General features: G+C 70.0%; 21 protein-coding genes. 16 read left to right on the top strand and 5 right to left on the bottom strand.

Translation table 11 applies throughout. The features are described from left to right. Positions 1–23: 23 nt before the first annotated feature. Both tsaB and lepB read left to right on the top strand, forming a co-directional pair. Entirely contained in the window at positions 24–770 is a 747-nt protein-coding gene (gene tsaB / locus LVB77_RS05900) for a tRNA (adenosine(37)-N6)-threonylcarbamoyltransferase complex dimerization subunit type 1 TsaB (RefSeq protein ID WP_232909264.1), read from the top strand. 94 nt (positions 771–864) lie between these two features. After that, positions 865–1,482 (top strand): signal peptidase I, encoded by a 618-nt coding sequence (gene lepB, locus LVB77_RS05905; protein WP_232909265.1) that lies wholly within the window; start codon positions 865–867, stop codon positions 1,480–1,482. A gap of 26 nt (positions 1,483–1,508) precedes the next feature. Here lepB and LVB77_RS05910 read toward each other — a convergent pair whose 3' ends face one another. Together LVB77_RS05910 and gshB are read right to left on the bottom strand one after the other, a co-directional pair. Then, positions 1,509–2,324 (bottom strand): energy transducer TonB, encoded by an 816-nt coding sequence (locus LVB77_RS05910; RefSeq protein ID WP_232910178.1) that lies wholly within the window; start codon positions 2,322–2,324, stop codon positions 1,509–1,511. 62 nt (positions 2,325–2,386) lie between these two features. Next, complete coding sequence (gshB, locus tag LVB77_RS05915; protein ID WP_232909266.1) at positions 2,387–3,340, bottom strand: glutathione synthase; 954 nt, start codon at positions 3,338–3,340, stop codon at positions 2,387–2,389. Between the two features lie 339 nt (positions 3,341–3,679). Between gshB and pilG the strand changes: the two genes are divergently transcribed. From pilG to LVB77_RS05955, 8 genes are all read left to right on the top strand, one after another. Next, entirely contained in the window at positions 3,680–4,078 is a 399-nt protein-coding gene (gene pilG / locus LVB77_RS05920) for a twitching motility response regulator PilG (RefSeq protein WP_055900524.1), read from the top strand. A 20-nt stretch (positions 4,079–4,098) separates the two neighbouring features. Further along, positions 4,099–4,464 carry a response regulator gene (locus LVB77_RS05925; protein WP_232909267.1) on the top strand — a complete coding sequence of 122 codons (366 nt, stop codon included), beginning with the start codon at positions 4,099–4,101 and terminating at the stop codon, positions 4,462–4,464. Positions 4,465–4,482: 18 nt separating this feature from the next. Next, positions 4,483–5,034 (top strand): chemotaxis protein CheW, encoded by a 552-nt coding sequence (locus LVB77_RS05930; protein ID WP_232909268.1) that lies wholly within the window; start codon positions 4,483–4,485, stop codon positions 5,032–5,034. Between the two features lie 109 nt (positions 5,035–5,143). After that, a complete protein-coding gene (locus LVB77_RS05935) occupies positions 5,144–7,168 on the top strand; it encodes a methyl-accepting chemotaxis protein (protein WP_232909269.1) in 2,025 nt (674 codons plus the stop codon). Positions 7,169–7,270: 102 nt separating this feature from the next. After that, positions 7,271–13,768 (top strand): Hpt domain-containing protein, encoded by a 6,498-nt coding sequence (locus tag LVB77_RS05940; protein WP_232909270.1) that lies wholly within the window; start codon positions 7,271–7,273, stop codon positions 13,766–13,768. After that, the gene (locus LVB77_RS05945) at positions 13,761–15,353 is read left to right on the top strand and encodes a chemotaxis protein CheB (RefSeq protein ID WP_232909271.1); all 1,593 of its coding nucleotides are present in this window, start codon (positions 13,761–13,763) and stop codon (positions 15,351–15,353) included. Before LVB77_RS05940 ends, LVB77_RS05945 begins: the two co-directional genes overlap by 8 nt. A 13-nt stretch (positions 15,354–15,366) precedes the next feature. Further along, positions 15,367–15,849, top strand: coding sequence for a chemotaxis protein CheW (locus tag LVB77_RS05950; protein ID WP_232909272.1), 483 nt, complete (start codon positions 15,367–15,369; stop codon positions 15,847–15,849). Positions 15,850–15,943: 94 nt separating this feature from the next. Then, the gene (locus LVB77_RS05955) at positions 15,944–16,954 is read left to right on the top strand and encodes a heparan-alpha-glucosaminide N-acetyltransferase domain-containing protein (protein ID WP_232910179.1); all 1,011 of its coding nucleotides are present in this window, start codon (positions 15,944–15,946) and stop codon (positions 16,952–16,954) included. Between the two features lie 59 nt (positions 16,955–17,013). Here the strand turns inward: LVB77_RS05955 and LVB77_RS05960 are convergent, their stop codons facing one another. Continuing rightward, a complete protein-coding gene (locus LVB77_RS05960; protein ID WP_232909273.1) occupies positions 17,014–17,751 on the bottom strand; it encodes a 16S rRNA (uracil(1498)-N(3))-methyltransferase in 738 nt (245 codons plus the stop codon). Beyond that, positions 17,748–19,142 (bottom strand): adenosylmethionine--8-amino-7-oxononanoate transaminase, encoded by a 1,395-nt coding sequence (bioA, locus tag LVB77_RS05965; protein ID WP_232910180.1) that lies wholly within the window; start codon positions 19,140–19,142, stop codon positions 17,748–17,750. The genes LVB77_RS05960 and bioA overlap by 4 nt, the downstream gene beginning before the upstream one ends. A 116-nt stretch (positions 19,143–19,258) precedes the next feature. Between bioA and nudE the strand changes: the two genes are divergently transcribed. From nudE to LVB77_RS05995, 6 genes are read left to right on the top strand one after another with little or no spacing between them, the layout of a single operon-like run. Beyond that, positions 19,259–19,807 carry an ADP compounds hydrolase NudE gene (gene nudE / locus LVB77_RS05970; protein ID WP_232909274.1) on the top strand — a complete coding sequence of 183 codons (549 nt, stop codon included), beginning with the start codon at positions 19,259–19,261 and terminating at the stop codon, positions 19,805–19,807. Next, positions 19,804–20,649: a 3'(2'),5'-bisphosphate nucleotidase CysQ gene (cysQ, locus tag LVB77_RS05975; protein WP_232909275.1), complete on the top strand. Its 846-nt coding sequence runs from the start codon at positions 19,804–19,806 to the stop codon at positions 20,647–20,649. Before nudE ends, cysQ begins: the two co-directional genes overlap by 4 nt. Beyond that, a complete protein-coding gene (mazG, locus tag LVB77_RS05980) occupies positions 20,642–21,472 on the top strand; it encodes a nucleoside triphosphate pyrophosphohydrolase (RefSeq protein WP_232909276.1) in 831 nt (276 codons plus the stop codon). The genes cysQ and mazG overlap by 8 nt, the downstream gene beginning before the upstream one ends. A gap of 43 nt (positions 21,473–21,515) precedes the next feature. Further along, on the top strand, positions 21,516–22,115 hold the full coding sequence (locus LVB77_RS05985) for a hypothetical protein (protein WP_232909277.1): 600 nt from the start codon (positions 21,516–21,518) through the stop codon (positions 22,113–22,115). A 22-nt stretch (positions 22,116–22,137) separates the two neighbouring features. Then, a complete protein-coding gene (locus LVB77_RS05990; protein WP_232909278.1) occupies positions 22,138–22,323 on the top strand; it encodes a hypothetical protein in 186 nt (61 codons plus the stop codon). A 43-nt stretch (positions 22,324–22,366) separates the two neighbouring features. Beyond that, positions 22,367–22,672, top strand: coding sequence for a DUF962 domain-containing protein (locus LVB77_RS05995; protein ID WP_232909279.1), 306 nt, complete (start codon positions 22,367–22,369; stop codon positions 22,670–22,672). 120 nt (positions 22,673–22,792) lie between these two features. Here the strand turns inward: LVB77_RS05995 and LVB77_RS06000 are convergent, their stop codons facing one another. Continuing rightward, positions 22,793–24,148, bottom strand: a complete 1,356-nt coding sequence (locus tag LVB77_RS06000; protein WP_232909280.1) for an XVIPCD domain-containing protein — start codon at positions 24,146–24,148, stop codon at positions 22,793–22,795. Positions 24,149–24,174 lie beyond the last annotated feature (26 nt).

Raw genomic sequence — 24,174 nt, forward strand, 5'->3', positions numbered from 1 at the left:
ACCCACGCATACCGGCCCGCCGCATGAAACTGCTCGCTTTCGAAACCGCCACCGAAGTCTGTTCGGTCGCGCTATGGATCGACGGCGAGGTGCGCGAGCGTCACGAGCTGGCGCCGCGCCGCCATGCCGAGCTGTCGCTGCCCTGGGCCGAGCAGTTGCTGGCCGACGCCGGCCTGCGCAAATCGCAGCTGGACGCGATCGCGCTGGGCCGCGGCCCCGGCGCGTTCACCGGCGTGCGCCTGGCGATCGCGATCGGGCAGGGCATCGCGCTGGCGCTGGACCGCCCGATCGTGGCGGTGTCGACGTTGGCGACGCTGGCGCTGCAGGCACGAACCTCGTCGTCCTCCGCGATCGACGTGGGTCGCGATGACGGCGCCGCAGCGCCCGCCCGCGTCCTGGCCTCCATCGACGCGCGCATGGGCGAGATTTACACCGGCGCGTTCGAACTGCGCGACGGCGACGCGTTCGCGCTGAGCGCCGAAGCCGTGCTCGCGCCCGAGGCCGCCACCCTGCCCGACGAACGCGACGGTTGGCTCGGCGTCGGCACCGGTTTCGGCGCCGCCGAGGGCGCATTGGCACGACACTTCCAAGGCCGCTTCGCCGGGATCGACGCCGCCGCGCTGCCGCACGCCGCCGACCTCGCCCGCCTGGCGGTCGCCGCCTATGCGCGCGGCGAGGCCTTGGCGCCGGAGCGCGTCGAACCGGCCTACCTGCGCAATAACGTCGCGTTGACGATCGCGCAGCAGCAGGCCTTGCGCGCCTCGCGTTGACGCGCCTCGCATGACCTGTGGCCTAGTGGCCGAAAAATCGGGAACTCCGTCCTAGCGCCCCGGGTCACTAGCCTCATCCCAAGGAGAGGCGGTCATGGCCAAGAACGAGAAACCACCCGGCCTGCGCGGCTGGCTGCGCAGCGAAGGCAAGTCTCTGCTGGTGATGCTGGTCTTGCTGACCGTGGCGCGCACCTCGTTCGCCAACCACTACGTCGTGCCCAGCGGTTCGATGGAGCACACCCTGATGCCGGGCGACCGGGTCGCGGTCGACATGTCGGCCTACGGCCTGCGGATACCGTTCACCGACACCACCCTGATCGAGCGCGACCGGCCGCAACGCGGCGACGTGGTCGTGTTCAAGTCGCCGGCCGACGGCACGCGCCTGATCAAGCGCGTGGTCGCGGTGGGCGGCGACCGGGTCAGCGTGATCGATGGGCATCTGTCGATCGACGGCCGGCCGCTGGCTTCGGCGGGCGCACCGGACGTGGAATGGTTCGGCGCCCACCGCGCCGATCTGAACCTGGACGCGGGCGGCGGTCCCGATGTGCTCGACGCGACCATTCCCGCCGGGCAGGTGCTGGTGATGGGCGACCACCGCGGCAACAGCCAGGACGGCCGCTACTTCGGCCTGGTGCCGGCCGATGCCTTGTATGCGCGCGCGCTGGGCGTGTATTGGCGCAGCGGCGAAGGCCCGGTTTGGAAGGAACTCTGACCGCCCCGGGGTAGGGCGGCGGCCCCTCAGTCGTCGACCAGGGCGCCGTCCGGCAGGAACTGCCAGGTCCGGGTCACGTGCAGGATGTCCGGGTCTTCGTCGGTGTGCGGCAGCGGCGGGTAGGGCTCGGCCAGGCGGGCGATGCGCAGCGCCGAGGCATCCAGCAGCGGGATGCCGCTGGACTGGACGATGTCGGCGCGCTCGACGCTGCCGTTACGGCGCACCGCCACGCTGATCACGACCTGGCCCTGCAGGCGGCGCCGGCGCGCCTCGTCGGGGTAGTTGAGGTTGCCGACCCGCTCGACCCGGTCGACCCAGCCGCGCAGATAGCCGGCCCAGGCGTACTCCTGGGTGCTGGCGGAGACGAATTTGCGCTTGGGGCGCTTGGCGTAACGCTCCGAGCGCAGGTGGATCTCGGCGGCCAGGCGCGCCATGCGGATGTCGCGCTCGATCTTTTCCTGGCCCAGCGGCAGCGGCTGTTCGCTGGGCGGGGTGGTGGCCACGGCGCGCGTGGTCTGGTACTCGCCGCGCGAGGAGCTGATCACCCGCGCCTGCGGCGGCGGGGCCGGCGAGGGCGACTGCGCCTGCAGGGCGCGCGCGGCCACCCCGGGTTCGGGCTGCGGCGCCGGGCCGGACTGGTTCTCGCGCGGGCGGCTGCTCTTGTCGTGCTCGCCGCCGCCCTGGTTGTTGGCCTGGGCCATGAAATCGGCCTGCTTGGGCGTCAGCGCGGTCTGGGTCTGGGTCAGGATCACGTCCAGGGTCGGCATCACCGGCGCGGCCTGCTCCAGGGCATAGCCGACGCCGAGCACGAACACGCCGTGCACCAGCAGGGACAGCACCATGGTGGCGCTGAAGCGGCCTTCGCCGTTCAGGCCGCCGCCGGGGCCGGGCGCCGCCGTCGCGCTCATGCCGCGCTCGCCGCCCGGACTTCGATGGCGTCGAACAGGCCGCCGGCGATGTTGAGGCCGAACTGGGCATCGAGCTCGCGGATGCAGGTCGGGCTGGTGACGTTGACCTCGGTCAGGTAGTCGCCGATCACGTCCAGGCCCACGAACAGCATGCCGCGGCGCTTCATCTCGGGGCCGACCTGGGCCGCGATCCAGCGGTCGCGCTCGCTCAGCGGGCGGCCGACGCCGACGCCGCCGGCGGCCAGGTTGCCGCGGAACTCGTCGCCCTGCGGGATCCGCGCCAGGCAAAAGTCCACCGGCACGCCGTCGACCAGCAGGATGCGCTTGTCGCCCTCGGCGATCTCCGGCAGGTAGCGCTGGGCCATCGCCAGGCCGTGGCCGCCGGTGAGGGTCTCCAAAATCACGTTGAGGTTGGGCTCGCCCGCGCGGACGCGGAAGATCGAGCGCCCGCCCATGCCGTCCAGCGGCTTGAGCACCGCCTCGCCGTGGATTTGCACGAAATCCTTGAGCACGGCCGGGTCGCGGCTGACCAGCGTCGGCGGGCAGCACTGCGGGAACAGCAGGGCGGCCAGCTTCTCGTTGAAGTCGCGCAGGCCCTGAGGGTCGTTGACGACCAGGGCGCCGGCGTTCTGGGCCACGCTGAGGATCTGGGTGTCGTGCAGGTAGTTGGCGTCGACCGGCGGATCCTTGCGCATCAGCACCACGTGGCCGCTGCCCAGCGCCAGGTGTGACCACGGCCCCAGTTCGTACCAGCCCTGGGGATCGTCGCGCACCGTCAGCGGGGCGGCCTCGGCCAGCGCGGTACCGTCGCGCAGAATCAGCGCGCCCGGGCGCACGTAGTGCAGCCGGTGGCCGCGGCGCTGCGCTTCCAGCAGCATCGCGAAGGTCGAGTCTTTGGCGATCTTGATCGACCCGATCGGGTCCATCACGACGACGATATCGAGCGGCATGGGCGGTTCGTACCTGGAAATGTGCGCGATGGTAGCAGGCGGGTCATCGATATCTGCCATCATGTAGCGTCAGGATTGGTCCTTGCCGGGCCCTTTCTGACTCGTCGGGTCGGCCTTCGCCGGATTCCCGGCGGGACCGACCCAAACGTGCGCATGCCCGGACGCGAACGGGCCCTGGCGCCCGCTGCAGCCTTCGGGCCGCGGCCGGCGCCGCGGTCCACGCGTTCAGCTTTATTGCTGGAAAAACGCGTGCTTGACAGCATGCGCGCGGCTTGGAATAAAGGCATCTTCGCGACGCGCCGGGGAATGCGCGGCGTTTCGCTCCGGGGGATACAAAGAATGCTCGATGAGGCTCGTAACGGCAGCCTCGACGGTTTGAAGGTCATGGTGATCGATGATTCCAAGACCATCCGTCGAACCGCCGAGACGCTGTTGAAACGCGAAGGTTGTGAGGTGGTCACGGCCACGGACGGATTCGAAGCACTGGCGAAGATCGCCGACCAGCATCCACAAATCATCTTCGTGGATATCATGATGCCGCGATTGGACGGCTATCAAACCTGCGCGCTGATCAAGAACAACCAGTTGTTCAAGAGCACGCCGGTGATCATGCTGTCCTCGAAGGACGGTCTGTTCGACAAGGCGAGGGGTCGTATCGTCGGGTCGGAGCAGTACCTCACCAAACCGTTTACGCGCGAGGAGCTCCTCGACGCGATCCGCAAGCACGTACACGCCTGACCGGGGGGTAAGGCAATCCAATGGCACGCATTCTTCTGATCGAGGACTCGCCGACCGACACGGCGGTCCTGACCCAGCTGTTGCAGCGCAACGGCCACGAAGTGACCGCCTCCGGCAGCGCCGAGGACGGCATCGAGGCCTGCAAGCGCGAAAAGCCCGATCTGGTGCTCATGGATGTGGTGCTGCCGGGGATGAACGGCTTCCAGGCGACCCGCGCGCTGTCGCGCGACGCCGATACCAGCGCCATCCCGGTGCTCATCGTGAGCACCAAGGGCATGGACACCGACAAGGCCTGGGGCATGCGCCAGGGCGCCAAGGATTACATCGTCAAGCCGCCGCGCGAGGATGAGCTGATCGCGCGCATCAACGCGTTGCTCGGCGGCTGACGCCATCAGGTACGGTCTATGAACACGCAGTCGCCGTTCGATGTGCTGGTCGATTACGAGCGCCGCAGCCTGGCGCACGTGGTCGGCTTGCCCGAACAGCTCAATGCGCCGGGCCTCTGGCGCGGCGTCGGTTACCGCATCGGCGATCGCCGCCTGGCCTCGGGTTTCGACGAGGTGGTGGAAATCCTGCCCTTGCCCCAGGTCACCGCGGTGCCCGGCTCGCAGCCGTGGATGCTCGGCCTGGCCAACGTGCGCGGCAACCTGCTGCCGGTGGTCGACCTCAAGCAATTCCTCGAAGGCACCCGCACCGTGCTGCACGAAAGCCAGCGCGTGCTGCTGGTGCGCCAGCCCGGCGGCGACGTCGCGGTGCTGATCGACGAGCTGTACGGCCAGCGCAGCTTCAACGACCAGCAACTGGTCGCCGACGACGAGATCGCGCTGGAGCGCATGGCCGAAGGCCGCTACGCCAACTTCATCGACCGGGCCTACCGCCTGGCCGATCACCCGTGGGGGATCTTCAGCCTGGACCGGCTGGCCCGCACGCCCGAGTTCCGCCAGGCCGCCGCCTGACCGCGACGGCCCGATCCGCTACGCATTGCCCTGGCTGTAACGCTGCACCCGAACCGCTCCCCCGCCCAAACCATCAAATCCGCATAAGCAACACTTTCTGAGGTCGAACATGAGCACTGTGATGGACAACGTGGCCGGCAAGGGCCGCAACCTGGGCGTCAATACCTGGCTGATCATCCTGGGCATCTCGGTGACGGTGTTCGGTTTGAACACGGGTTACGCGACCTGGAAGGCGGCGCGACTGGGCGGCGCGAGTACCTCGGCCTCGCAGCTGCAGGTGAACTCGCAGCGACTGGCGGTGCAGGGACGCGAAGCGGTCGGCGGCGCCAAGGAGGCCTTCGCGGCCTTCAGGGCCACCAAGGGCGTCATCGACAAGGATATCCAGGACCTCAACAGCATCTACGGCGGCACCTTCGAGGTATCGGCGCCGATCGAGACCGTCACCAACACCTGGGGCCTGCTGGGCAAGAACGCCGACCAGGTGCTGAACTCGGAAAAGCAGGTCCTGGACCTGGCCAAGAACTTCGACAGCTTCTCCGGCCGCGTGCCGCAGCTGCAGGCGCGCCTGGACGAACTGGTGCGCGCGATGTCGGCCTCCGGCTCGCCGTCCTCGCAGGTCTACATCGCGCTGCGTCAGGTGCTGCTGGCCGGCAACATGGCCCGCCGCATTACCGAAATGCGCGCCGGCGGCAGCGGCGCCTCGCTGGCCGGCGACGCGCTGGGCCGCGACGCGGCGGTGTTCGGCAACGTGCTCAACGGCCTGCGCAAGGGCGGCGACACCTCCAGCGGCGTGCTGCCGCTGAGCAACGGCGGCGCGCTGACCGCGCTGACCCAGGCCGAGGCGCTGTGGGCCGAAATGAAGAAGGACCTGGACGCGATCGCGGCCAGCTCGCCCAAGCTGTTCGCCGCGCAGACCGCGGCCGAGTCGATCACCAGCGGTTCGGACAAGCTGCTCAGCGACAGCGAAAGCCTGTTCAGCGCCTTCACCTCGTTCGGCTCGGTGCGCAGCACCAATCCGCTCGGCCACATCCTGGTCTCGATCATCTCCGGTATCGTCGCGCTGCTGGCCATCGCCGGCTTGCTGTTCTCCTTGAACCGCGCGCAGCAGAAGCGCTACCAGACCACCAAGGAACTCAACGACCGTAACCAGGAGGCGATCATGCGCCTGCTGGACGAAATGGGTTCGCTGGCAGAAGGCGACCTGACGGTAAAGGCGACGGTCACCGAAGACATGACCGGCGCGATCGCCGACTCGATCAACTTCGCCGTCGAGCAGCTGCGCAGCCTGGTGCAGACGATTACCGACACCTCGGTGCAGGTGGCGTCCTCGGCCCAGGAAACCCAGGCCACCGCCATGCATCTGGCCGAGGCCGCCGAACACCAGGCGCAGGAAATCAACTCCGCCTCCGACCGCATCAGCGAAATCGCGGCCTCGATCGACCAGGTCTCGAAGAACTCGGCCGAATCGGCGGACGTGGCGCAGCGCTCGGTGCAGATCGCGACCAAGGGCGCGGGCGTGGTGCGGCAGACGATTCAGGGCATGGACTCGATCCGCGACCAGATCCAGGAAACCTCGAAGCGAATCAAGCGCCTGGGCGAAAGCTCGCAGGAAATCGGCTCCATCGTCGAACTGATCAACGACATCTCGGAACAGACCAACATTCTGGCGCTGAACGCCGCAATTCAGGCCGCCTCGGCCGGTGAAGCGGGCCGCGGGTTCGCGGTCGTGGCCGACGAAGTGCAGCGCCTCGCAGAACGCGCGTCCAACGCGACCAAGCGAATCGAGACGCTGGTCCAGACAATTCAGTCCGACACCAACGAAGCTGTGAGCTCGATGGAGCAGACGACCTCGGAAGTGGTCGCCGGCGCCCGACTTGCCGAGGACGCGGGTACCGCGCTGGGCGAGATCGAAAAGGTGTCCTCCGACTTGTCCAACCTCATTCAAGGCATTTCCAGCGCGGCACAGCAGCAGTCCAGCGCGGCCTCGAACATCACTCAAACCATGAACACGATTCAGCAAATCACCTCGCAAACCTCGCAGGGCGCCAACCAGACCGCCGAGTCGATCGGTAATCTGGCGCAGTTGGCCGCCGACCTGCGCCGCTCGGTCGCCGACTTCAAGCTGCCGGCCTAAGCCCAGGAACGACGAGGTCGCAATCAGGATGAAGATCCCAGCCGCAAGGCTTCTCCAGGACCGGCGAACACGCCGAGGCCTCGCTTACGGGCGGGGGGCGGCATGACCGCGCTGCGAGAAGCGATCGATACCACCACGCTGGGCTGGATCAAGCCGGAGCTGGACGAAACCCTGCGCCAGGCGCGCCAGGAGATCGAGGCCTACGCCGAAGATCCCACCGACACCAGTCGCATGCGCTTTTGCGCCAGCCACCTGCATCAGGTGCACGGCACCCTGCGCATGGTCGAGCTGTACGCGCCGGCCATGGTGGCCGAGGAAATGGAGCGTCTGGCGCTGGCGCTGCAGCAGGGCCAGGTCGCCGACCGCGACGAGGCCTGCGCGGCGCTGATGCGCGGCGTGGTGCTGCTGCCCGACTATCTGGAACGCCTGCAGGGCGGCCACCGCGATATTCCGATCGTGCTGCTGCCGCTGCTGAACGAGCTGCGCGCCTCGCGCGGCGAAGCCGGCCTCAACGAAAGCGTGCTGTTCGCGCCCGACCTCGACCGTCCGCTGCCGGCGCATATCGCGCCGCCGCCGCCGAGTTCGGCCGCGCGCGGCAACACCAATGCGCACCTGTCCACGCTGCGCGATGCGCTGGCGGCGTGGCCGGAAGACGGCGCCCCGGCCGATGCCGGCAAGCTGGCCCAGGCGGTCGACGGCCTGCTGGCCGACGTGGTGCTGGAGCCGGTGCGGCGCATGCTGTGGGTGGCCTCCTCGGTCGCCGGCGCGCTGCGCGACGGCGCGCTGCCGCCCACACGCGCGCTGCGCCAGGCCTTCGGCGGCGTCGAGCGCGAAGCGCGCCAGATGCTGGCCGACGACGGTTTCTCCGCACCGCGCGGCGAGCCCGCGGCCGAGCCGACCCGTCAGCTGCTGTATCACGTCGCCCACAGCGACGGCCGCCATCCGGCGCTGGACGACCTGCGCCAGACCTTCGAACTGGCCGCGCACCTGCCCAGCGAGTCCGAACTCGAACACGCGCGCGGCAGCCTCAGCGGCCGCAACCGCGCGCTGCTGGACACCGTGTCGGCGGCGATCAAGGAAGACCTGCTGCGGGTCAAGGACGCGCTGGACCTGCACCTGCGCACCAACCAGACCGACGCGGCGCAACTGGGCCCGCAGGTCGAGGCCTTGGCCCGGGTCAGCGACACGCTGGGCATGATGGGCCTGGGCGTGGCCCGCACCGTCGTGCTGCAGCAGCGCGACGCCATGATCGAAATCGTCGCGGGCAAGCGTCCCGCCGACGAGGGCGCGCTGCTCGATGTGGCCGGCGCGCTGCTGTACGTCGACGCCTCGCTGGACGACCAGGTTTCGCGCCTGGGCCTGCCGGAAGAGAAGGCCGACGAAGACCTGCTGGCCGGCGAGTCGCGCAAGGTGCTGGACGTGGTGGTGCGCGAAGCCATCGCCAACTTCGGCGATGCGCGCCAGTCCTTCGTCGCCTTCGTCGAGACCAACTGGGATCACGCCGAGCTGGTCGAAGTGCCGCGCGTGCTGGACGAAGTCGCCGGCGCGCTGCGCATGCTGGAGCTGCCGCTGCCCGCCGACTACCTGACCGGCGTCAAGCGCTATACCGAAGTCGAGCTGATCGGCCGCCATCGCGTGCCCAACGGTCAGCAACTCGACACCCTGGCCGATGCCCTGGCCAGCCTGGAGTACTACCTGGAAGCGCTGCGCGAGCAGCGTCCCAACCGCGACGACATCCTCGACATCGCGCGCCAGAGCCTGGAAGCGCTGCGTTACTGGCCCCTGCCCGAAGTCGTGCGCGCGCCCGATCCCGCGCTGGCCGCCAGCGAAGCGCCGGCCGCCGGCCGCATCGAGCTGCCGGAAGCGGCCGAGATCGACGCCATGGTCGCCGGCCGCGCGCACCTGGATTACGTCGCGCCCGAAGCGTTGGTGCCGGCGCCGGTGGCGCCGCCCGTCGAGGCCGCGCCCGTGGCCGAGACCGCGCCCGCCGCGGCCGAACTGCCGCGCCAGTCCGCGGACAGCGGCGGCTTCGCCCACAGCGAGGACATCGACGACGAGATCCGCGACATCTTCCTGGAAGAATTCAAGGAAGAAATCGGCAACCTCGACGAGATGCTGCCGGCCTGGCGCGAAGCGCCGGACAACCTGGAGCGCCTGCATCCGATCCGTCGCGTCTTCCACACCCTCAAGGGCAGCGGCCGCCTCGTCGGCGCCAAGACCCTGGGCGAGTTCAGCTGGAAGATCGAAAGCCTGCTCAACCGCGTGCGCGACCACGGCCGCGTGGTCAGCCCCGAGCTGATCGACCTGGTCGGACACGCGCATCGCGCGCTGCCGCAGCTGTACGCGGCGCTGCGCAACGAAGGTCCGATCACCGCCGATCTGGCCGGCATCGAGGCCCACGCCGACCTGCTCGCGACCGGCGAGGAAGCCTTCTACCGCCCGATGCACCTGGTCGCGCCCAGCGCGCCCGCGCCGGAGATCCCGGCCGAAGCGCCGGCGGAGCCGGTGATCGAAGTGGCCGCCGAAGCGCCGGCCGCGGACGCGACCGAAGCGTTCGTGCTCGATGCCGAGCCCGAGGCGCTGGAAGCCGCGCTCGAAGCCGAACCCGTCGCCGCGGCCGATGCCGCCGCCGACAGCGTGCCGGCCTCGGTCGACGCGGTGCTGCTGGAAATCCTCGACACCGAGGTCACCGGCCACCTGGTCACCATCCAGCGCTGGCTCGCCGCCGCGCAGGCCGCGCCGTCGCCCGCCGACGACGGCCTGCAGCGCGCGATCCACACCCTCAACGGCGCGTTCGCGATGACCGAAGTGCCGGTCATCACCGACGTGATCGCGCCCACCGAGGTCTACGTCAAGCGCCTGCTGGCCGCGGGCAGCCCGGCCAGCGACGAAGGCGTCGCCGCCATCGGCGCGGTCGCCATGGCGATCGAACGCACCCTGGCCAGCCTCAAGAACGAACCGCAGAGCGTGCCGGTGTTCCCCGGCCTGGCCGAGCGCATGATCGCGCTGCGCGACAGCCTGCCCGACGCGCGCTCGCACCTGCAGGTCGAAGAGCCGCATCTGGAAACGGTGGAGTCGGCGCAGTCGCCGTTCGCCGATGCCAGCCTGGACGCCGAACTCACCGCCCTGGACCTCAGCGAATTCGGCCAGCTCGACGAGCATGCGGTCGAAGCGCCGGCCGGTCTGGTGCGCGGCCACAGCGCCGCCGATCTGGACGCGCCGGAGCAGGAAACCTCCGCGGCGGGCGAATTCGTCGGCGTGATCGCCGGCGCCATCGCCTCCGCCATTCCCAACGACGACGCCCTGACGTCGGCCGCCGCGGCCGAAGCCGAGCGTGTGGCCGCGGAACAGGCCGAGGCCGAGCGCGCCGAAGCCGATCGCGTCGCGGCCGAGCAGGCCGAAGCCGAACGCGCCGAAGCCGAGCGTGTCGCGGCCGAGCAAGCCGAAGCCGAACGCCTCGCCGCCGAACAGGCCGAGATCGAGCGCGCCGAAGCCGAGCGTCTCGCCGCCGAGCAGGCCGAGACCGAACGCGCCGAAGCCGAACGCCTCGCCGCCGAGCAAGCCGAGTTCGAACGCGCCGAAGCCGAACGTCTCGCCGCCGAGCAGGCCGAGACCGAACGCGCCGAAGCCGAACGTCTCGCCGCAGAACAGGCCGAAGCCGAGCGCGCCGAAGCCGAACGCCTCGCCGCCGAGCAGGCCGAAGCCGAACGCGCCGAAGCCGAACGCCTCGCCACCGAGCAGGCCGAAGCCGAGCGCGCCGAAGCCGAACGCCTCGCCGCCGAACAGGCCGAAGCCGAACGCGCCGAAGCCGAACGCGCCGAAGCCGAACGCGCCGAAGCCGAACGCCTCGCCGGCGAGCAGGCCGAAGCCGAACGCGCCGAAGCCGAACGTCTCGCCGCCGAACAGGCCGAAGCCGAGCGCCTGGCCGAGGAAGAGCGCGAATACGCGCGTCTGGAAGCCGAGTACGCCGAAGCCGAGCGCGTCGCGCGCGAGCAGCAGGCGGCCGCGGAAGCCGCGATCGCCGCCGCATTGGCGCCGCCGGCCGACGCGCTGGCGCCGCTGCCGGCCGCGAACGACGAGGCTGCAGATTCCGAGCAGCTCGACTCCGAACAGCTCGATTCCGACTTCGCCGAGGCCGAACAGCCCGAAGCCGAACAGCCCGCAGCCATCGAGCTCGCGGCCGACGAAGCCGAAGAGCCCGACGCGCAGCCCGAAGCCGTGGCGCGCATGGTCGACGCCAACCCGGACCCGGACGAAGCCCTGGACCTGGCCGAGCTCGATCCCGAACTGGTCGACATCTTCGTCGAAGAGGCCGGCGACCTGCTCGACGAGGCCGACGGTCACGTGGTCCGTCTGCGCGAAGCGCCGAACGAGCGCGAACCGCTGGTCGGCCTGCAGCACAGCCTGCACACGCTCAAGGGCAGCGCGCGCATGGCCGGCATCATGGCCGTGGGCGAACTCGGCCACGCCATGGAGTCGCTGCTCGAGGCGGTGGTCGACCAGCGCAGCGAGCTCGGACGCGACGGCGTGCCCATGCTGGAGCGCGGTTTCGACCGCCTGCACGCGATGATCACCCGGGTCGGCGCGCGTCGCGCGATCGCCATGCCCGAGGCGCTGATCGCCGAATTCGACGCCCGCGCGCGCGGCGAGATCTACACCGCGCCCACGCTGACCGACGACGGCACCATCATCCCGGCCAGCGCGCCCAAGGTCGAACTCAAGCCGCTGTCGGCGCCGATGGTGGAATTCGCCGCGGCCGACGACGACGACATCGGCGTGCGCGCGCCGCAGGAACAGGTGCGCATCCGCGCCGACCTGCTCGACCGCCTGGTCAACTACGCCGGCGAAGTCGCGATCTATCGCGCCCGCCTGGAACAGCAGCTGGGTGCGTTCCGCGGCGCCATCGCGGAAATGGCGCAGACCAACACGCGTATGCGCGATCAGCTGCGCCGCCTGGAAATCGAAACCGAGGCCCAGATCATCGCGCGTTACCAGCGCGAGGGCGACGCCAGCGACCAGTCCTTCGATCCGCTGGAACTCGACCGCTTCTCCAACCTGCAGCAGCTCTCGCGAGCGCTGTCGGAGTCCGCGGCCGACCAGGGCAGCTTGCAGACCACGCTGGACGATCTCACGCGCCAGTACGAAACCCTGCTGCTGCAACAGTCGCGCGTCAGCTCGGATCTGCAGGAAGGCCTCATGCGCACGCGCATGGTGCCGTTCGACGCGCTGCTGCCGCGCCTGCGCCGCGTCGTGCGCCAGGCCTCGGGCGAACTGGGCAAGCAGGTACAGCTGAAGCTGGAAGGCACCCAGGGCGAACTCGACCGCAACGTGCTCGAGCGCATGACCGCGCCGCTGGAGCACATGCTCCGCAACGCCGTCGCGCACGGTCTGGAAGCGCCCGCGCAACGCAAGAAGGCCGGCAAGCCGGAAGAAGGCACGGTTCGCATCGCGGTACGCCGCGAAGGTTCCGAAGTCGTGCTGGAAGTGGCCGACGACGGCGCCGGTCTGAACCGCGCCGCGATCCGTCGCCGCGGCGAGGAACGCGGCCTGGTCCGCTCCGACGCGGTGCTGTCCGACAGCGACCTCGACGCGCTGATCCTGGAACCGGGCTTCTCCACCGCCGACGAGGTCAGCCGCCTGGCCGGCCGCGGCGTCGGCATGGACGTGGTCGCCAGCGAAGTGCGCCAGCTCGGCGGCACGCTCGACATCCAGTCGCGCCCCGGCCAGGGCGTCACCTTCACCCTGCGCCTGCCGCAGACGCTCGCGGTCACCCAGGCGGTGTTCGTGCGCATCGGCGACACCACCTTCGCCGTGCCGATCGCCTCGGTGCGCGGCGTCGGCCGCATCGCCCGCGACGGCCTGGAGGCCGAAGGCGCGAGCTACCGTTACGGCGGCGAAGACTACGTCGTGCACGACCTGGGCCTGCTGCTGGGGCACGCGCCGGCCAAGGCCGAAGGCCAGTTGCAGATGCCGCTGCTGCTGATCCGCTCCGGCGATCTGCGCGCCGCGGTCACCGTCGATCAGGTCGTCGGCAACCGCGAAATCGTGGTCAAGCCGGTCGGCCCGCAGGTCGCCTCGGTGCCGGGCATCTTCGGCGGCACCATCATGGGCGACGGCCGCGTGGTCGTGATCCTCGACGTCGCGCCGCTGGTGCGCCGTCACGCCCTGCTGCCGCGCGATCACGTGCCGGTGCCGGTGGCGCCGGTCGAGACCCGCCGCGTGCCGCTGGTGATGGTGGTCGACGACTCGGTCACCATGCGCAAGGTCACCGGCCGCGTGCTGGAGCGCCACAACTTCGAGGTGCTCACCGCGAAGGACGGCCTGGATGCGCTGGAACGCATGACCGACGTGGTCCCCGACTTGATGCTGCTGGACATCGAAATGCCGCGCATGGACGGCTACGAGCTGGCCACGACGATGAAGAACGATGCGCGCCTGCGCGGCGTGCCGATCGTGATGATCACTTCGCGTACCGGCGACAAGCACCGTCAGCGCGCGTTCGAGATCGGCGTGGAACGCTACCTGGGCAAGCCTTACCAGGAGCCGGAACTGATGCGTAACGTGTTCGAACTGCTGGGAATCGCGCGACACCATGAGTGATTCGAGCAGACGCGTGGTACTGCTGGCGCGCGAAGGCGCGGCCCGCGACCGCTTGCGCGGCGCCTTGAACGACGCTGGCGCGCAACTGGTATTGGAAGCCGATCCGACCCGACTGCAGCCGGCCGAGCTCAGCGCGGCCGCGCCGGACGTGGTGGTGGTGGCGCTGGATCAGGTCACCGAGGACGCGTTGGACCGTTTCGAAAGCGTGCTGGTCGATCCCTCGATCGAAGTGCTGTTCGAGGAAGCCGAGCTCGCCGCCGCCCGCGAAGGCTGGGACGCGGCGCGCTGGGTGCGCCACCTCAGCGCCAAGCTGCATCATCACAACGACGTGCTTCCGCCGGGCCGCGAGCCGGAGCCGGACCAGGCGCTGTTCGCGCCCGAGGCCGACCGGCCCTACGTGCCGCCGGTGCGCGAGGAAAGCTACGCGGGCTTCGATCCGGTCGCCGCCGAGATTCCCAGCGGCGGGCTGTCGTTCGTGCCCCACGATCACGTCGCCGAGCTGCCGCCGGCTCCGCCGGAGCAGCCCGTCGCCGAGGCGTCGTTCGAAGCCGCGCCGGAACCCGTGTCCGAGTTCGCGCCGATCGAGATCGAGGGCGCGCACGACACGACGCCGTTCGAGCACAAGCCGTTCGCCTCGACCTTCGACATCGACGCCGATCCCACCGCGCCGGCCAGCCCGGAAGCGCCGATCGAACTGGCGCCGTTCGAGTCCAGTTTCGATTTCGAGGCCGAGCCCGCCGCGGCCGCGCCCGCGCCGGTATCGCCACCGGCCGCCGAGGCGCCGGTGGTGATGTACTCGACCCAGTTCGAATTCGTGTCCGAGCGCGTGCCGCCGCCGCCGCTGCCGCCGCAGGACGAAACCGCCGCGCCCGCCGCGCCGGAGCCGGTGGCCGAGAAGGCCGTGCCGGTCGCGCCGGAGTGGGGCTTCGACGACGAAGCGCCGGCCCTGCGCGGCCAAGCCGAGCCGCGTGCGCGCGACAACGCCGACGGCAACATGCGGCGCGACCTGGACGCGATCGAACAACGCATTTCTTCGCTGGAGCTGGTCGACGACCGTCCAACCCAGGCCGTCGGCGGCGCCGTGCTGGTGTTGGCCGGCATCGGCGGCCCGGACGCGGTGCGCCAGCTGCTGGGCGCGATGCCCGAAGATTTCCCGCGCCCGCTGCTGGTGCAGCAGCGCCTGGACGGCGGCCGTTACGACAAGCTGGTCGCGCAGATGCAGCGCGCGACCTCGGTGCTGGTGAAGCTGGCCGAGCCGGGCTCGCGCGCGATCGCCGGCATCATCTACATCCTGCCCGCAGGCGTCGGCATCAACGTCGGCGATTCCGGCATCCAGTTCAACGACGAAGGCAACGACGTGCTCGCGGCCCTGCCGCCGGCCGACAGCGCGGTGCTGATGCTCAGCGGCAGCGACCCGGCGCTGGTCGACGCGGCGATGAACCATGCCCGGGCCGGCGCGTTGGTCGCCGGTCAGGCGCCCGACGGCTGTTTCGACGCGGCCGCGCCCAACGCGCTGATCGCGCGCGGCGGCGATGCGGGCCAACCGGCCGAACTGGCCGCGCGCCTCGCCGCGCGCTGGTCCTGAGGAAGTCAACGACATGTCCGAGCAGAACACCCCCGTCGCCAGCGACATCCGAGGCGTGCTGATCCAGGTTTCCGGCGCGCGCCTGTTGCTGCCCAACGCCACCATCGCCGAGGTGCTGTCGTACGCGCCGCCGGAGCCGATCGCCGACGCCCCGCACTGGCTGCTGGGCCGTCTGCGCTGGCGCGGTTGGCAGTTGCCGCTGATCGCGTTCGCCGAAATGGCCGGGTTCGCGATGGAAAACGCCCAGCTCGGCAGCAAGGTGGTGGTGCTGAAGGCGCTGAGCGGCGATCCGCGCGCGCCGTACTTCGCGATGCTGACCCAGGGCTTCCCGCGCCTGGTCACGGTGTCGCAGGACGGTTTGCTGCTGGACGCGAACCAGGAAGGCATACCGCAGGGCGTGCACGCGCGCGTGGTCCTCAACGAGGACGTGGCGTTCGTGCCCGACCTGGAAGCCGTCGAAGCCCTGATCGGCGGCGCGCTCGCGCAGGCCGCCTGAGCCCAGCCTCGCGCGCGGCGTGGGCGTCACCGCGACCGCCGCCGCACCGCGTTACGCCTCGGTCGACGCGCTACGCGGCCTGACCGTCGCGGCGATGCTGCTGGTCAACAATCCCGGCGACTGGGGCCACGTCTACGCGCCCCTGCTGCACGCGCACTGGCACGGCTGCACGCCGACCGACCTGATCTTTCCGATGTTCCTGTTCATCGTCGGCGTATCGATCGCGCTGGCGCTGAATCCGCGCGTGCAACGCGGCGATGCGCGGCCCGCGCTGGCCCGTGGCGTGCTCGCGCGCGCCGCGCGCATCGTCGGCCTGGGCCTGCTGCTGCACCTGTGCGCGTGGTGGGCGTTCGATCTGGCCCATTACCGCGTCATGGGCGTGCTGCAGCGCATCGGCCTGTGTTTCGGCGCGGCCGGCTTGTGCGCGCTCTGGCTGCCGTCGCGCGCGCAATGGGGCGTGCTGATCGCGCTGATTGCTGGCTACGCCGTGCTGCTGGCCGGCGGCGGCAGCTACGAGCCTTACCTCAATCTCGCCAGCCGTTTCGACAGCCGGGTGCTGGGCGTCCACGTTTACGAACTGCAGGCGGGCAGCGGACGCGGCCACGATCCCGAGGGCTTGCTCAGCACGCTGGGCGCACTGGCGACCACGCTGCTGGGCCTGCGCGCGGGCGACTGGCTGCGCGCGGGCCGCATGCGCGCGCTGTGGATCGCCGGCGCTGCCTGCATGGCGCTGGGTTTTGCCGCGTCGTACGCGCAGCCGTTCAACAAGAACCTGTGGACGCCCGCCTACGTGCTGTGGACCGGCGGCATCGCCTGCTGGGTGCTGGCCGCGTTCCATGTCGCGATCGACCGCCGCGGCTGGCCGGCGCTGGGCCGCGCGTTCGGCGTCAATGCGATCGCGGCCTATGCCGGCTCGGCGTTCCTGCTGTACGCGCTGGTCGCGGCCGGTGGGCTGGAACCCTTGTACCGGCATGCGTTCGCAGATTGGATGACGCCGCGCTTCGGGCCGACCCTGCCGTCGCTGGCGTATGCCTTGGCCTTCGTCGCCTTGTGGTGGGCGGTGGTGCGGCTGCTGGACGCGCAGCGGATCTATTTCAAGATTTAGCCGCCGGGGGCGCGGCATGATGCAGTGAGCCGAGGGCGAACCGCATCGTCACCGCACGCCTAAGCCAAATCCCCGAACCGCGCCTGCAACGCCGCGATCGCCGCCAAGCCCGCGGTCTCGGTGCGCAGGATGCGCGGCCCCAGTCGCAGGCCGTTGAAGCCGGCCGCGCGCAACTGCTCGCGGTCCAAGGGCGACCAGCCGCCCTCCGGGCCGATGGCCAGATGGACCGGCGCGTCCGCCGGCACGCTCAAGGTCGAGAACGCGAGCTCGCCCTCCGGGTCCAGGATCAGCCGCAGCCCGCCGTCCGGCAACGCCGCCAACGCCGCGCTCAGCGACACCGGCGCAGCCACCTGCGGCACGCGCGCGCGGCCGCTCTGCTCGCAGGCCGAAGCGACCACGCTGCGCCAGTGCGCCAGCCGCTTCTCGGCGCGCGCCTCGTCCAGCTTGACCTCGCTACGCTGCGACCACAGCGGTCGCAGCTCGGCCACGCCCAACTCGGTCGCCTTCTGCAGGATCAGGTCCATCTTCTCGCCGCGCGCGATGCCCTGCAGCAGCACCAGGCGCAGCGGCGATTCGCGATCCACCGCCTGGGCCGCATCGATGGCCACGCGCAGTTCGCGCTTGCCCAGCGCGACGATGCGCGCCGGATAGTCGTGGCCGTCGCCGTTGAACAACACGCAGGCGTCGCCAACGCCCAGCCGCAGCACCCGCGCCAGATGCGTGGCCGGGCCTTCCGGCAAGGCGATCTCGCTGCCGGCGCGCAGCGGCTGGTCGATATGCACGCGGGTCAGTCTCATGCGCCGGCCTCCGCGACCGCGTGATCGATGGCTTCGCGCGTGGTGCGCGCGAGCAGTTCCAGCGCCTCGTCGTCGACGCAGTAGGGCGGCATCCAGTACAGCACGTCGCCCAGCGGGCGCAACAGCACGCCACGTTCCAGCGCCGCGCGGTACGCGCGCAGGCCGATCCGCGCCGAGGCTTCGAACGGCGTGCGCTTGTCGCCGCCACGGGTGAGCTCGAAGGCGACGATCATGCCGGCCTGGCGCACGTCGGCGACCTGCGCGTGCGCGGCCAGCGGCGCGGCCAGTTCGGCCATGCGCGCGGCGGTGGTGCGGTTGCGTTCGAGGATGCCGTCGCTGGCGAAGATGCCCTGCGCGGCCAGCGCCGCGGCGCAGGCCAGCGGGTTGCCGGTGTAGCTGTGCGAGTGCAGGAACGCGCGTTCGCGCGAATCGTCGAGGAAGCCGTCGTAGATGGCCTGGGTGCACAGCACCGCCGCCAGCGGCAGCGAGCCGCCGGTCAGGCCCTTGGACAGGCACAGCAGGTCGGGGGCGACGCCGGCCTGCTCGGAGGCGAACATCGTGCCGGTGCGGCCGAAGCCCACCGCGATCTCGTCGGCGATCAGGAACACGCCGAACTCGTCGCACAGCGCGCGCACGTGGCGCAGATAGGAGGCATCGTGTATGCGCATGCCGCCGGCGCACTGCACGCGCGGCTCCAGGATCAGCGCGCAGACCTCGCCAGCGTGGCGCTCCAGCAGCGCGCGCAACCCGTCGGCCGCGTGCTGCGCGCGTTGCGCCGGGGTTTCGCCGGGCTCGCACAGGTAGGCGTCGGGCGAAGGCGCGAACAAGGCCTCGGCCAGCAGCGGCGCATACACGCGTCGGTACAGCGGAATATCGCCGACCGCGAGCGCGCCCAAGGTTTCGCCGTGATAGCCGTTGTCCAGCGCGATGAACTTGGTGCGGCCGTTCTCGCCGCGGTTGCGGAACCAGTGGAAGGCCATCTTCAGCGCCACCTCGACGCCGGCCGAACCGTTGTCGGCGTAGAACACCTTGGCCAGCGGCGCCCGCCCGGGTTCGCGCGGCGCGATCCGCAGCAACTGCTCGGCCAGCTCCACCGCCGGCGCGTGCGAGCAACCGGCCAGGATCACGTGCTCCAGCGTGCCTGCCTGGGCCGCGATCGCCTGGGCGATGCGCGGCTCGGCGTGGCCGAACAGATTGGTCCACCAACTGGAGATGGCGTCCAGGTAGCGGCGCCCGTCGCGGCCGATCAGCCACGGCCCCTGGCCGCTGGCGATGGGCAGCAAGGGCAGGGTGTCGGGGTGTTCGCGCATCTGGGTGCACGGGTGCCAGAGCACGGCGAGGTCGCGTTTGCGCCAGGCGTCGGCCTCGGAAGCGCCGCCCTCTGCTAGCATCGCGGCATGCTGATTCGTATCTTGCATCGGGACATTATGGGAGTTCCGGGCCCGTCCATCCATGGACGCAGTCTGGCGTCTTCCGCGTCACCCACGCGCATCGCCGGAGCGGCGAGGTGAGCCGGCGTTTGCCCGTGATCCACGAGGTCACCGAGCACGAGGCCGGCCCCTACAAGCTGGAGCGACTGGATCTGGAGTTCTCCAACGGCGAGCGCCGCCGCTACGAGCGCCTGCTCGGGCGCGGTCACGGCGCGGTCGTGGTGGTGCCGATGATCGATGCCGAGACCGTGCTGCTGGTGCGCGAGTACGCCGCCGGCGTGCACCGCTACGAGCTGGGCCTGGTCAAGGGCCGGATCGACGAAGGCGAAACCGCGATCGAGGCCGCCGACCGCGAGCTCAAGGAAGAGGCCGGCTATGGCGCTCGCTCGCTGACCCTGCTGCGTTCGCTGTCGCTGGCGCCGACCTACATGAGCCACCAGACCCAGTTGGTGGTCGCGCGCGATCTCTATCCCGAGCGCCTGCCCGGCGATGAGCCGGAAGAGCTCGAAGTGGTGCCGTGGAAGCTCGAGCGCCTGCACGAGTTGATCCTCAGCGAAGATTTTTCCGAAGGCCGCAGCATCGCGGCGCTGTTCATCGCCCGCGAATGGTTGCGCACCCAGACATGACGATCAGCGATACCGACACCGCCCCCGATTACGTCGACGAGGCCCTGGTCGAAGGCGCCATCGCGATCGCGCGCGCCGCCGCCGCCGCGATCCTGACGATCTACGAGCAGGACTTCGACGTCGAGCACAAGGCCGACGCCTCGCCGCTGACCGCCGCCGATCTGGCCGCGCACCACTGCATCGTCGACGGCCTGGCGCGGCTCACGCCCGACATCCCGGTGCTGTCGGAGGAATCCGCGCACGAAGTCTCGTTCGAACAGCGCCGCCAATGGCGCCGCCTGTGGCTGGTCGATCCGCTCGACGGCACTCGCGAGTTCGTCAAGCGCAACGGCGAGTTCACCGTCAACCTGGCCCTGATCGACGACGGCGTGCCGGTGTTCGGCGTGGTCCAGGCGCCGGTCGGCGGCGCGTTGTGGTACGGCGTGCGCGGCGGCCGCGCCTGCCGTCGCGACGGCGAGTCCGAACGGCCGCTGCGCGTGCGCGTCCCCGCGACCGCGCCGCTGCGCGTGGCCGCCAGCCGCTCGCACCGCGACGCGCGCACCGAGGCGTTCCTGACGCGCCTGTCCGACTTGTTCGACGGGCAGGTCGAGCCGATCGGGTTGGGCTCCTCGCTGAAGTTCTGCCGCATCGCCGAGGGCGGCATGGACCTGTATCCGCGTTTCGGCCCGACCAGCGAATGGGACACCGCCGCCGCCCAGTGCGTGCTCGAAGCCGCGGGCGGCCAGGTGCTGGATCAGCAGGGCCGGCCGTTCCGCTACAACCAGCGCGCGCGCATCCTCAACGGCGACTTCATCGCCGTGGGCGATCCGGCGTTGCCGTGGCGGGAGTGTCTGGATGGCTGACGGCGCCGAATTGCCGGACGGCATCGCCGGACTGGTCGCGATCATGGCGCGTCTGCGCGCCCCGGTCGGCGGCTGCCCCTGGGATGTCGAGCAGACCTTCGCCAGCATCGCCCCGTACACGGTCGAGGAGGCCTACGAGGTCGCCGATGCCATCGATCGCAACGATCTGCCGGCGCTGAAGGACGAACTCGGCGATCTGCTGTTGCAGGTCGTGTTCCACGCGCGCATGGCCGAAGAGCAAGGCGCGTTCGCGTTCGACGACGTGGTCGCCGCGATCAGCGACAAGATGGTGCGCCGCCATCCGCACGTGTTCGCCGGCGCCAGCGTCGAGGACGCCGACGCCCAGACCGTGGCCTGGGAAGAACAGAAGCGCCGCGAGCGCGAGGCGGCCGGCGAGGCCGATACCTCCGCGCTCGCGGGCATCGCGCGCGGCCTGCCGGAATGGCAGCGCGCGGTGAAACTGCAGAAGCGCGCCGCCTCGGTCGGCTTCGACTGGCCCGACGTGGCGCCGGTGATCGCCAAGCTGCACGAGGAAATCGAAGAGGTGCGCGCCGAGTTCGACGCCGTCGCGGCCGCGCCCGACGATGCGGCCGCGCGCGAGCGCCTGGAAGACGAAATCGGCGACCTGCTGTTCGTGGCCGCGAACCTGGCCCGGCACGGCAAGGTCGACGTGGGCGCCGCATTGCGCCGTGCGAATCTGAAGTTCGAACGCCGGTTCCGCGCGATGGAACGGCTGGCGCAGGCGGACGGCACCCCGCTCTCCGGCCAATCGCTGGAGGCGCAGGATGGTTATTGGAATCGGGCCAAGGCCGAGGAGGGCTGACGTGCGAGCACGGATCTTGCTGGGAGCGATACTGACGGCGGCGATGGCCTGGCCGCTGACCGCATCGGCGGACGACGACCCGAACACCGACTATCTGTTCCGGCTGGGGTTCGCCGAGGACTGCAAGCGGCTGTTGCCGGCGCTATCGAAGCAGCTCGACAGCGCCGTCGCGGCCTGGCAATCGCGGATGCCGGCCGCCCAGCTGGCCGCGCTGCGCGCGTATGCGGACAGCAAGCCGGGCAAAAGGATGGCGGACGGGATCGGCGCCGCGATCGCCTCGACCAGCGGCGAGGACAAGCTGCTGGCCTCGTACGAATGCCCCACGCGGATCAACGACTGGGGTCGGCCGGTCTATCCGGCGCCGTCCAAGTCGCAGATCGATGCCCAGAACAGCCAGCGCGTCGTCGCGACGACCGCGCCGCTGGTACTGGGGCGGCTGGATTGCTCGGTGCTGGACGGCATCGAAGCCGAGCCGAAAGCGGCCCCGGCCACGGCAAACGCCGAAGAGCCGATGCCCGCCGAAACCTGGCGCTTCTCCGCCTGTGGGCGGAGCCACGAGGTAGGCATCGACCGGCGCGGGGACCGATATGGCCTCGCGGCGAAGGACCGGTTCGAACTGGCGGGGCTGCAGGAGGCGCCGTGAGGAGCTTTACGAGCTTGCGCGGGTGCTGTCCCATCTCAACGAACGCGCCAAGTGGGCGATCCTCGCGGATGGCAGCGCCATGCCTCGGGATTGCCCGCTGCAGCACCAGCGGATCGAGGGCGACCGCGCCTACTGCCTGATCGGCACCGCCCTGGGCGAGTTGGTTAAGATCAAGCTGCGCACCGTGTTCAATGGCCGTGGGTTGTGAGCCGGTGGTGGTAGTCAATACTCGGCAGGATGAGGAGGCGAGCATGGCCAACCGATTCGCAAGCTTCAGCGAGTTCTACCCGTTCTACCTTAGCGAACACAGCAACCGCACCAGCCGGCGCCTGCACTTCATCGGCAGCTGCGGCGTACTGGTGCTGCTGGCCCTGGCCATCGTCCAAGGCCGGCCCTGGCTGCTGCTGGCGGCGCTGCTGTGCGGCTACGGCTTCGCCTGGATCGGGCACTTCTTCTTCGAGAAGAACCGCCCGGCGACCTTCAAGCACCCGCTGTATTCCTTCGTCGGCGACTGGGTGATGTTCAAGGACATCCTGACCGGCAAGATCCGGTTCTGAGCGGCCGATCGAGTGGATTCGGTTCGAGATAAGAAGCCGAGTGCACGACCGCTTCGATTCGCGTAACGCGTGCTTTCACGACTACGGCCCGCTCCCTCCTGCGCAGGCCGCCATCGCGCATCAGACCGAGCGTGGCCCCGGCGATGGGCCGTCCTGATGCGGGTTCTGCGCCGCAGCTGAGGTTTGCCGCGTCTGGCTGCGGTTGAGTTCGGCCACCTGCTCGCTGCTTTCCGGCAGCGTGCGTTGCAGCGCTTGCCCGACATCGCCCACGGCTTTTCTGGCCCAGGGCGCGGAGGGGTCTTGGCTGTCGGCCATGTAGACGCGGCTGCCGTCAGCGCTGAACTGCGCGTATCCGATGTGCTCCAGTCCGCGTTGGCGGGCATCCACTGTCAGGCCGCCGGAGAGTTGCGCGCTGAGTCGATCCGAGGGTCGTCCCAGCTCCGCGTCGCGCTCGTTCACGGTAGCCAGCAGCTTGGCGTACATGCCGTGATTGGGATGGCGCGGGTCGTCCAGTGACAGCGCGCCGCTGGTGGGCGTATGACGGGCGTCGCCAGTCTCGTGCGCAGGTCGCGACACCGGCTCGTTCTGTTGACGATGACGCTCTATCGCTAGCTCGATAGCCTGCAACGTGGCCGGATCGGCCCGACCGGTGACCGCCAGATCGTTCTGCTCCTGAAATCGCCGCACCGCTTGTTCGGTAGGTCCACCGAAGCGGTCGTTGACGACCAGTGCGCGGTTGCGGTCGTCGCGGATATCGAGCGTGCGCAGGTTCTCCTGCAGCTCACCGACCTCCGGGCCGGTTTCCAGGCGGCGCAGGGCGCCATCCTCCATCGCAGGTCGGCCTTCCGCGGGCAGCACGCCGGCGCCGGCCTGGACCCGGCCCGCATCCAGTTCGGCAATGAACTCCGGAGTGAGCAGGGCATGCCAGGCGTCGTAGCGGTTGAGGCGATCGGCCAAGCCGTTCTCGCCGTTGTTGATGGCGAGGGTGGCGCCGGAGACGTCGTCGCGCTGAGCCTGCGGTACGCGCTGCTCCCAATACCACAGCGCGATACGCTGGGCGTTACCGCGATCGGCCGCGAGGTCGGGATTGTCGACCAGATCCAGATCCAGCGCCCGGCCCGCGTCGCGATAATTGCTTTCGCCCGTGAGCTGGGTGTAGCCGCGTCCGCGATAAAGATAGCCGTCGCCGGCATCGTCGTTGCCCATGCGGCCGCCGTACATGAGCCGCGCAAGTTCCTCCGGCCGGCCCGCCAGGGCTTGACGTCGTGCGGCTTCCAGGGCGGCGTCGCCTTCGCGGTGGGCGGAGTCGACGGGAATCTGCTGGATTCCCTGGGTGTAGCGGAAGCCTTCTTCCATACGGGTGAAGCCGCCGGATTCGTGTCCCAGTTGGGCCATGAAGTTGGCCATTTCCTCGCGGGTGGTGATGCCCGCGGCGCGCGCTGCCCGCAGCATTTCGATTTCGTTCTCGGTAGGCATGAAGTACGTCCTTGTTTGGAGTCCGT

This window comes from Lysobacter sp. 5GHs7-4 (genome assembly GCF_021284765.1).
Lineage (GTDB): Bacteria > Pseudomonadota > Gammaproteobacteria > Xanthomonadales > Xanthomonadaceae > Lysobacter.

What these genes read in the sequence shown, in the direction of transcription:
- tsaB (WP_232909264.1), top strand. Translation starts at nt 24, where the DNA reads ATGAAACTGCTCGCTTTCGAAACCGCCACCGAAGTCTGTTCGGTCGCG.
- lepB (WP_232909265.1), top strand. Translation starts at nt 865, where the DNA reads ATGGCCAAGAACGAGAAACCACCCGGCCTGCGCGGCTGGCTGCGCAGC.
- LVB77_RS05910 (WP_232910178.1), bottom strand. Translation starts at nt 2,324, where the DNA reads ATGGTGCTGTCCCTGCTGGTGCACGGCGTGTTCGTGCTCGGCGTCGGC.
- gshB (WP_232909266.1), bottom strand. Translation starts at nt 3,340, where the DNA reads ATGCCGCTCGATATCGTCGTCGTGATGGACCCGATCGGGTCGATCAAG.
- pilG (WP_055900524.1), top strand. Translation starts at nt 3,680, where the DNA reads ATGCTCGATGAGGCTCGTAACGGCAGCCTCGACGGTTTGAAGGTCATG.
- LVB77_RS05925 (WP_232909267.1), top strand. Translation starts at nt 4,099, where the DNA reads ATGGCACGCATTCTTCTGATCGAGGACTCGCCGACCGACACGGCGGTC.
- LVB77_RS05930 (WP_232909268.1), top strand. Translation starts at nt 4,483, where the DNA reads ATGAACACGCAGTCGCCGTTCGATGTGCTGGTCGATTACGAGCGCCGC.
- LVB77_RS05935 (WP_232909269.1), top strand. Translation starts at nt 5,144, where the DNA reads ATGAGCACTGTGATGGACAACGTGGCCGGCAAGGGCCGCAACCTGGGC.
- LVB77_RS05940 (WP_232909270.1), top strand. Translation starts at nt 7,271, where the DNA reads ATGACCGCGCTGCGAGAAGCGATCGATACCACCACGCTGGGCTGGATC.
- LVB77_RS05945 (WP_232909271.1), top strand. Translation starts at nt 13,761, where the DNA reads ATGAGTGATTCGAGCAGACGCGTGGTACTGCTGGCGCGCGAAGGCGCG.
- LVB77_RS05950 (WP_232909272.1), top strand. Translation starts at nt 15,367, where the DNA reads ATGTCCGAGCAGAACACCCCCGTCGCCAGCGACATCCGAGGCGTGCTG.
- LVB77_RS05955 (WP_232910179.1), top strand. Translation starts at nt 15,944, where the DNA reads ATGCTGCTGGTCAACAATCCCGGCGACTGGGGCCACGTCTACGCGCCC.
- LVB77_RS05960 (WP_232909273.1), bottom strand. Translation starts at nt 17,751, where the DNA reads ATGAGACTGACCCGCGTGCATATCGACCAGCCGCTGCGCGCCGGCAGC.
- bioA (WP_232910180.1), bottom strand. Translation starts at nt 19,142, where the DNA reads ATGCTAGCAGAGGGCGGCGCTTCCGAGGCCGACGCCTGGCGCAAACGC.
- cysQ (WP_232909275.1), top strand. Translation starts at nt 19,804, where the DNA reads ATGACGATCAGCGATACCGACACCGCCCCCGATTACGTCGACGAGGCC.
- mazG (WP_232909276.1), top strand. Translation starts at nt 20,642, where the DNA reads ATGGCTGACGGCGCCGAATTGCCGGACGGCATCGCCGGACTGGTCGCG.
- LVB77_RS05985 (WP_232909277.1), top strand. Translation starts at nt 21,516, where the DNA reads ATGGCCTGGCCGCTGACCGCATCGGCGGACGACGACCCGAACACCGAC.
- LVB77_RS05995 (WP_232909279.1), top strand. Translation starts at nt 22,367, where the DNA reads ATGGCCAACCGATTCGCAAGCTTCAGCGAGTTCTACCCGTTCTACCTT.
- LVB77_RS06000 (WP_232909280.1), bottom strand. Translation starts at nt 24,148, where the DNA reads ATGCCTACCGAGAACGAAATCGAAATGCTGCGGGCAGCGCGCGCCGCG.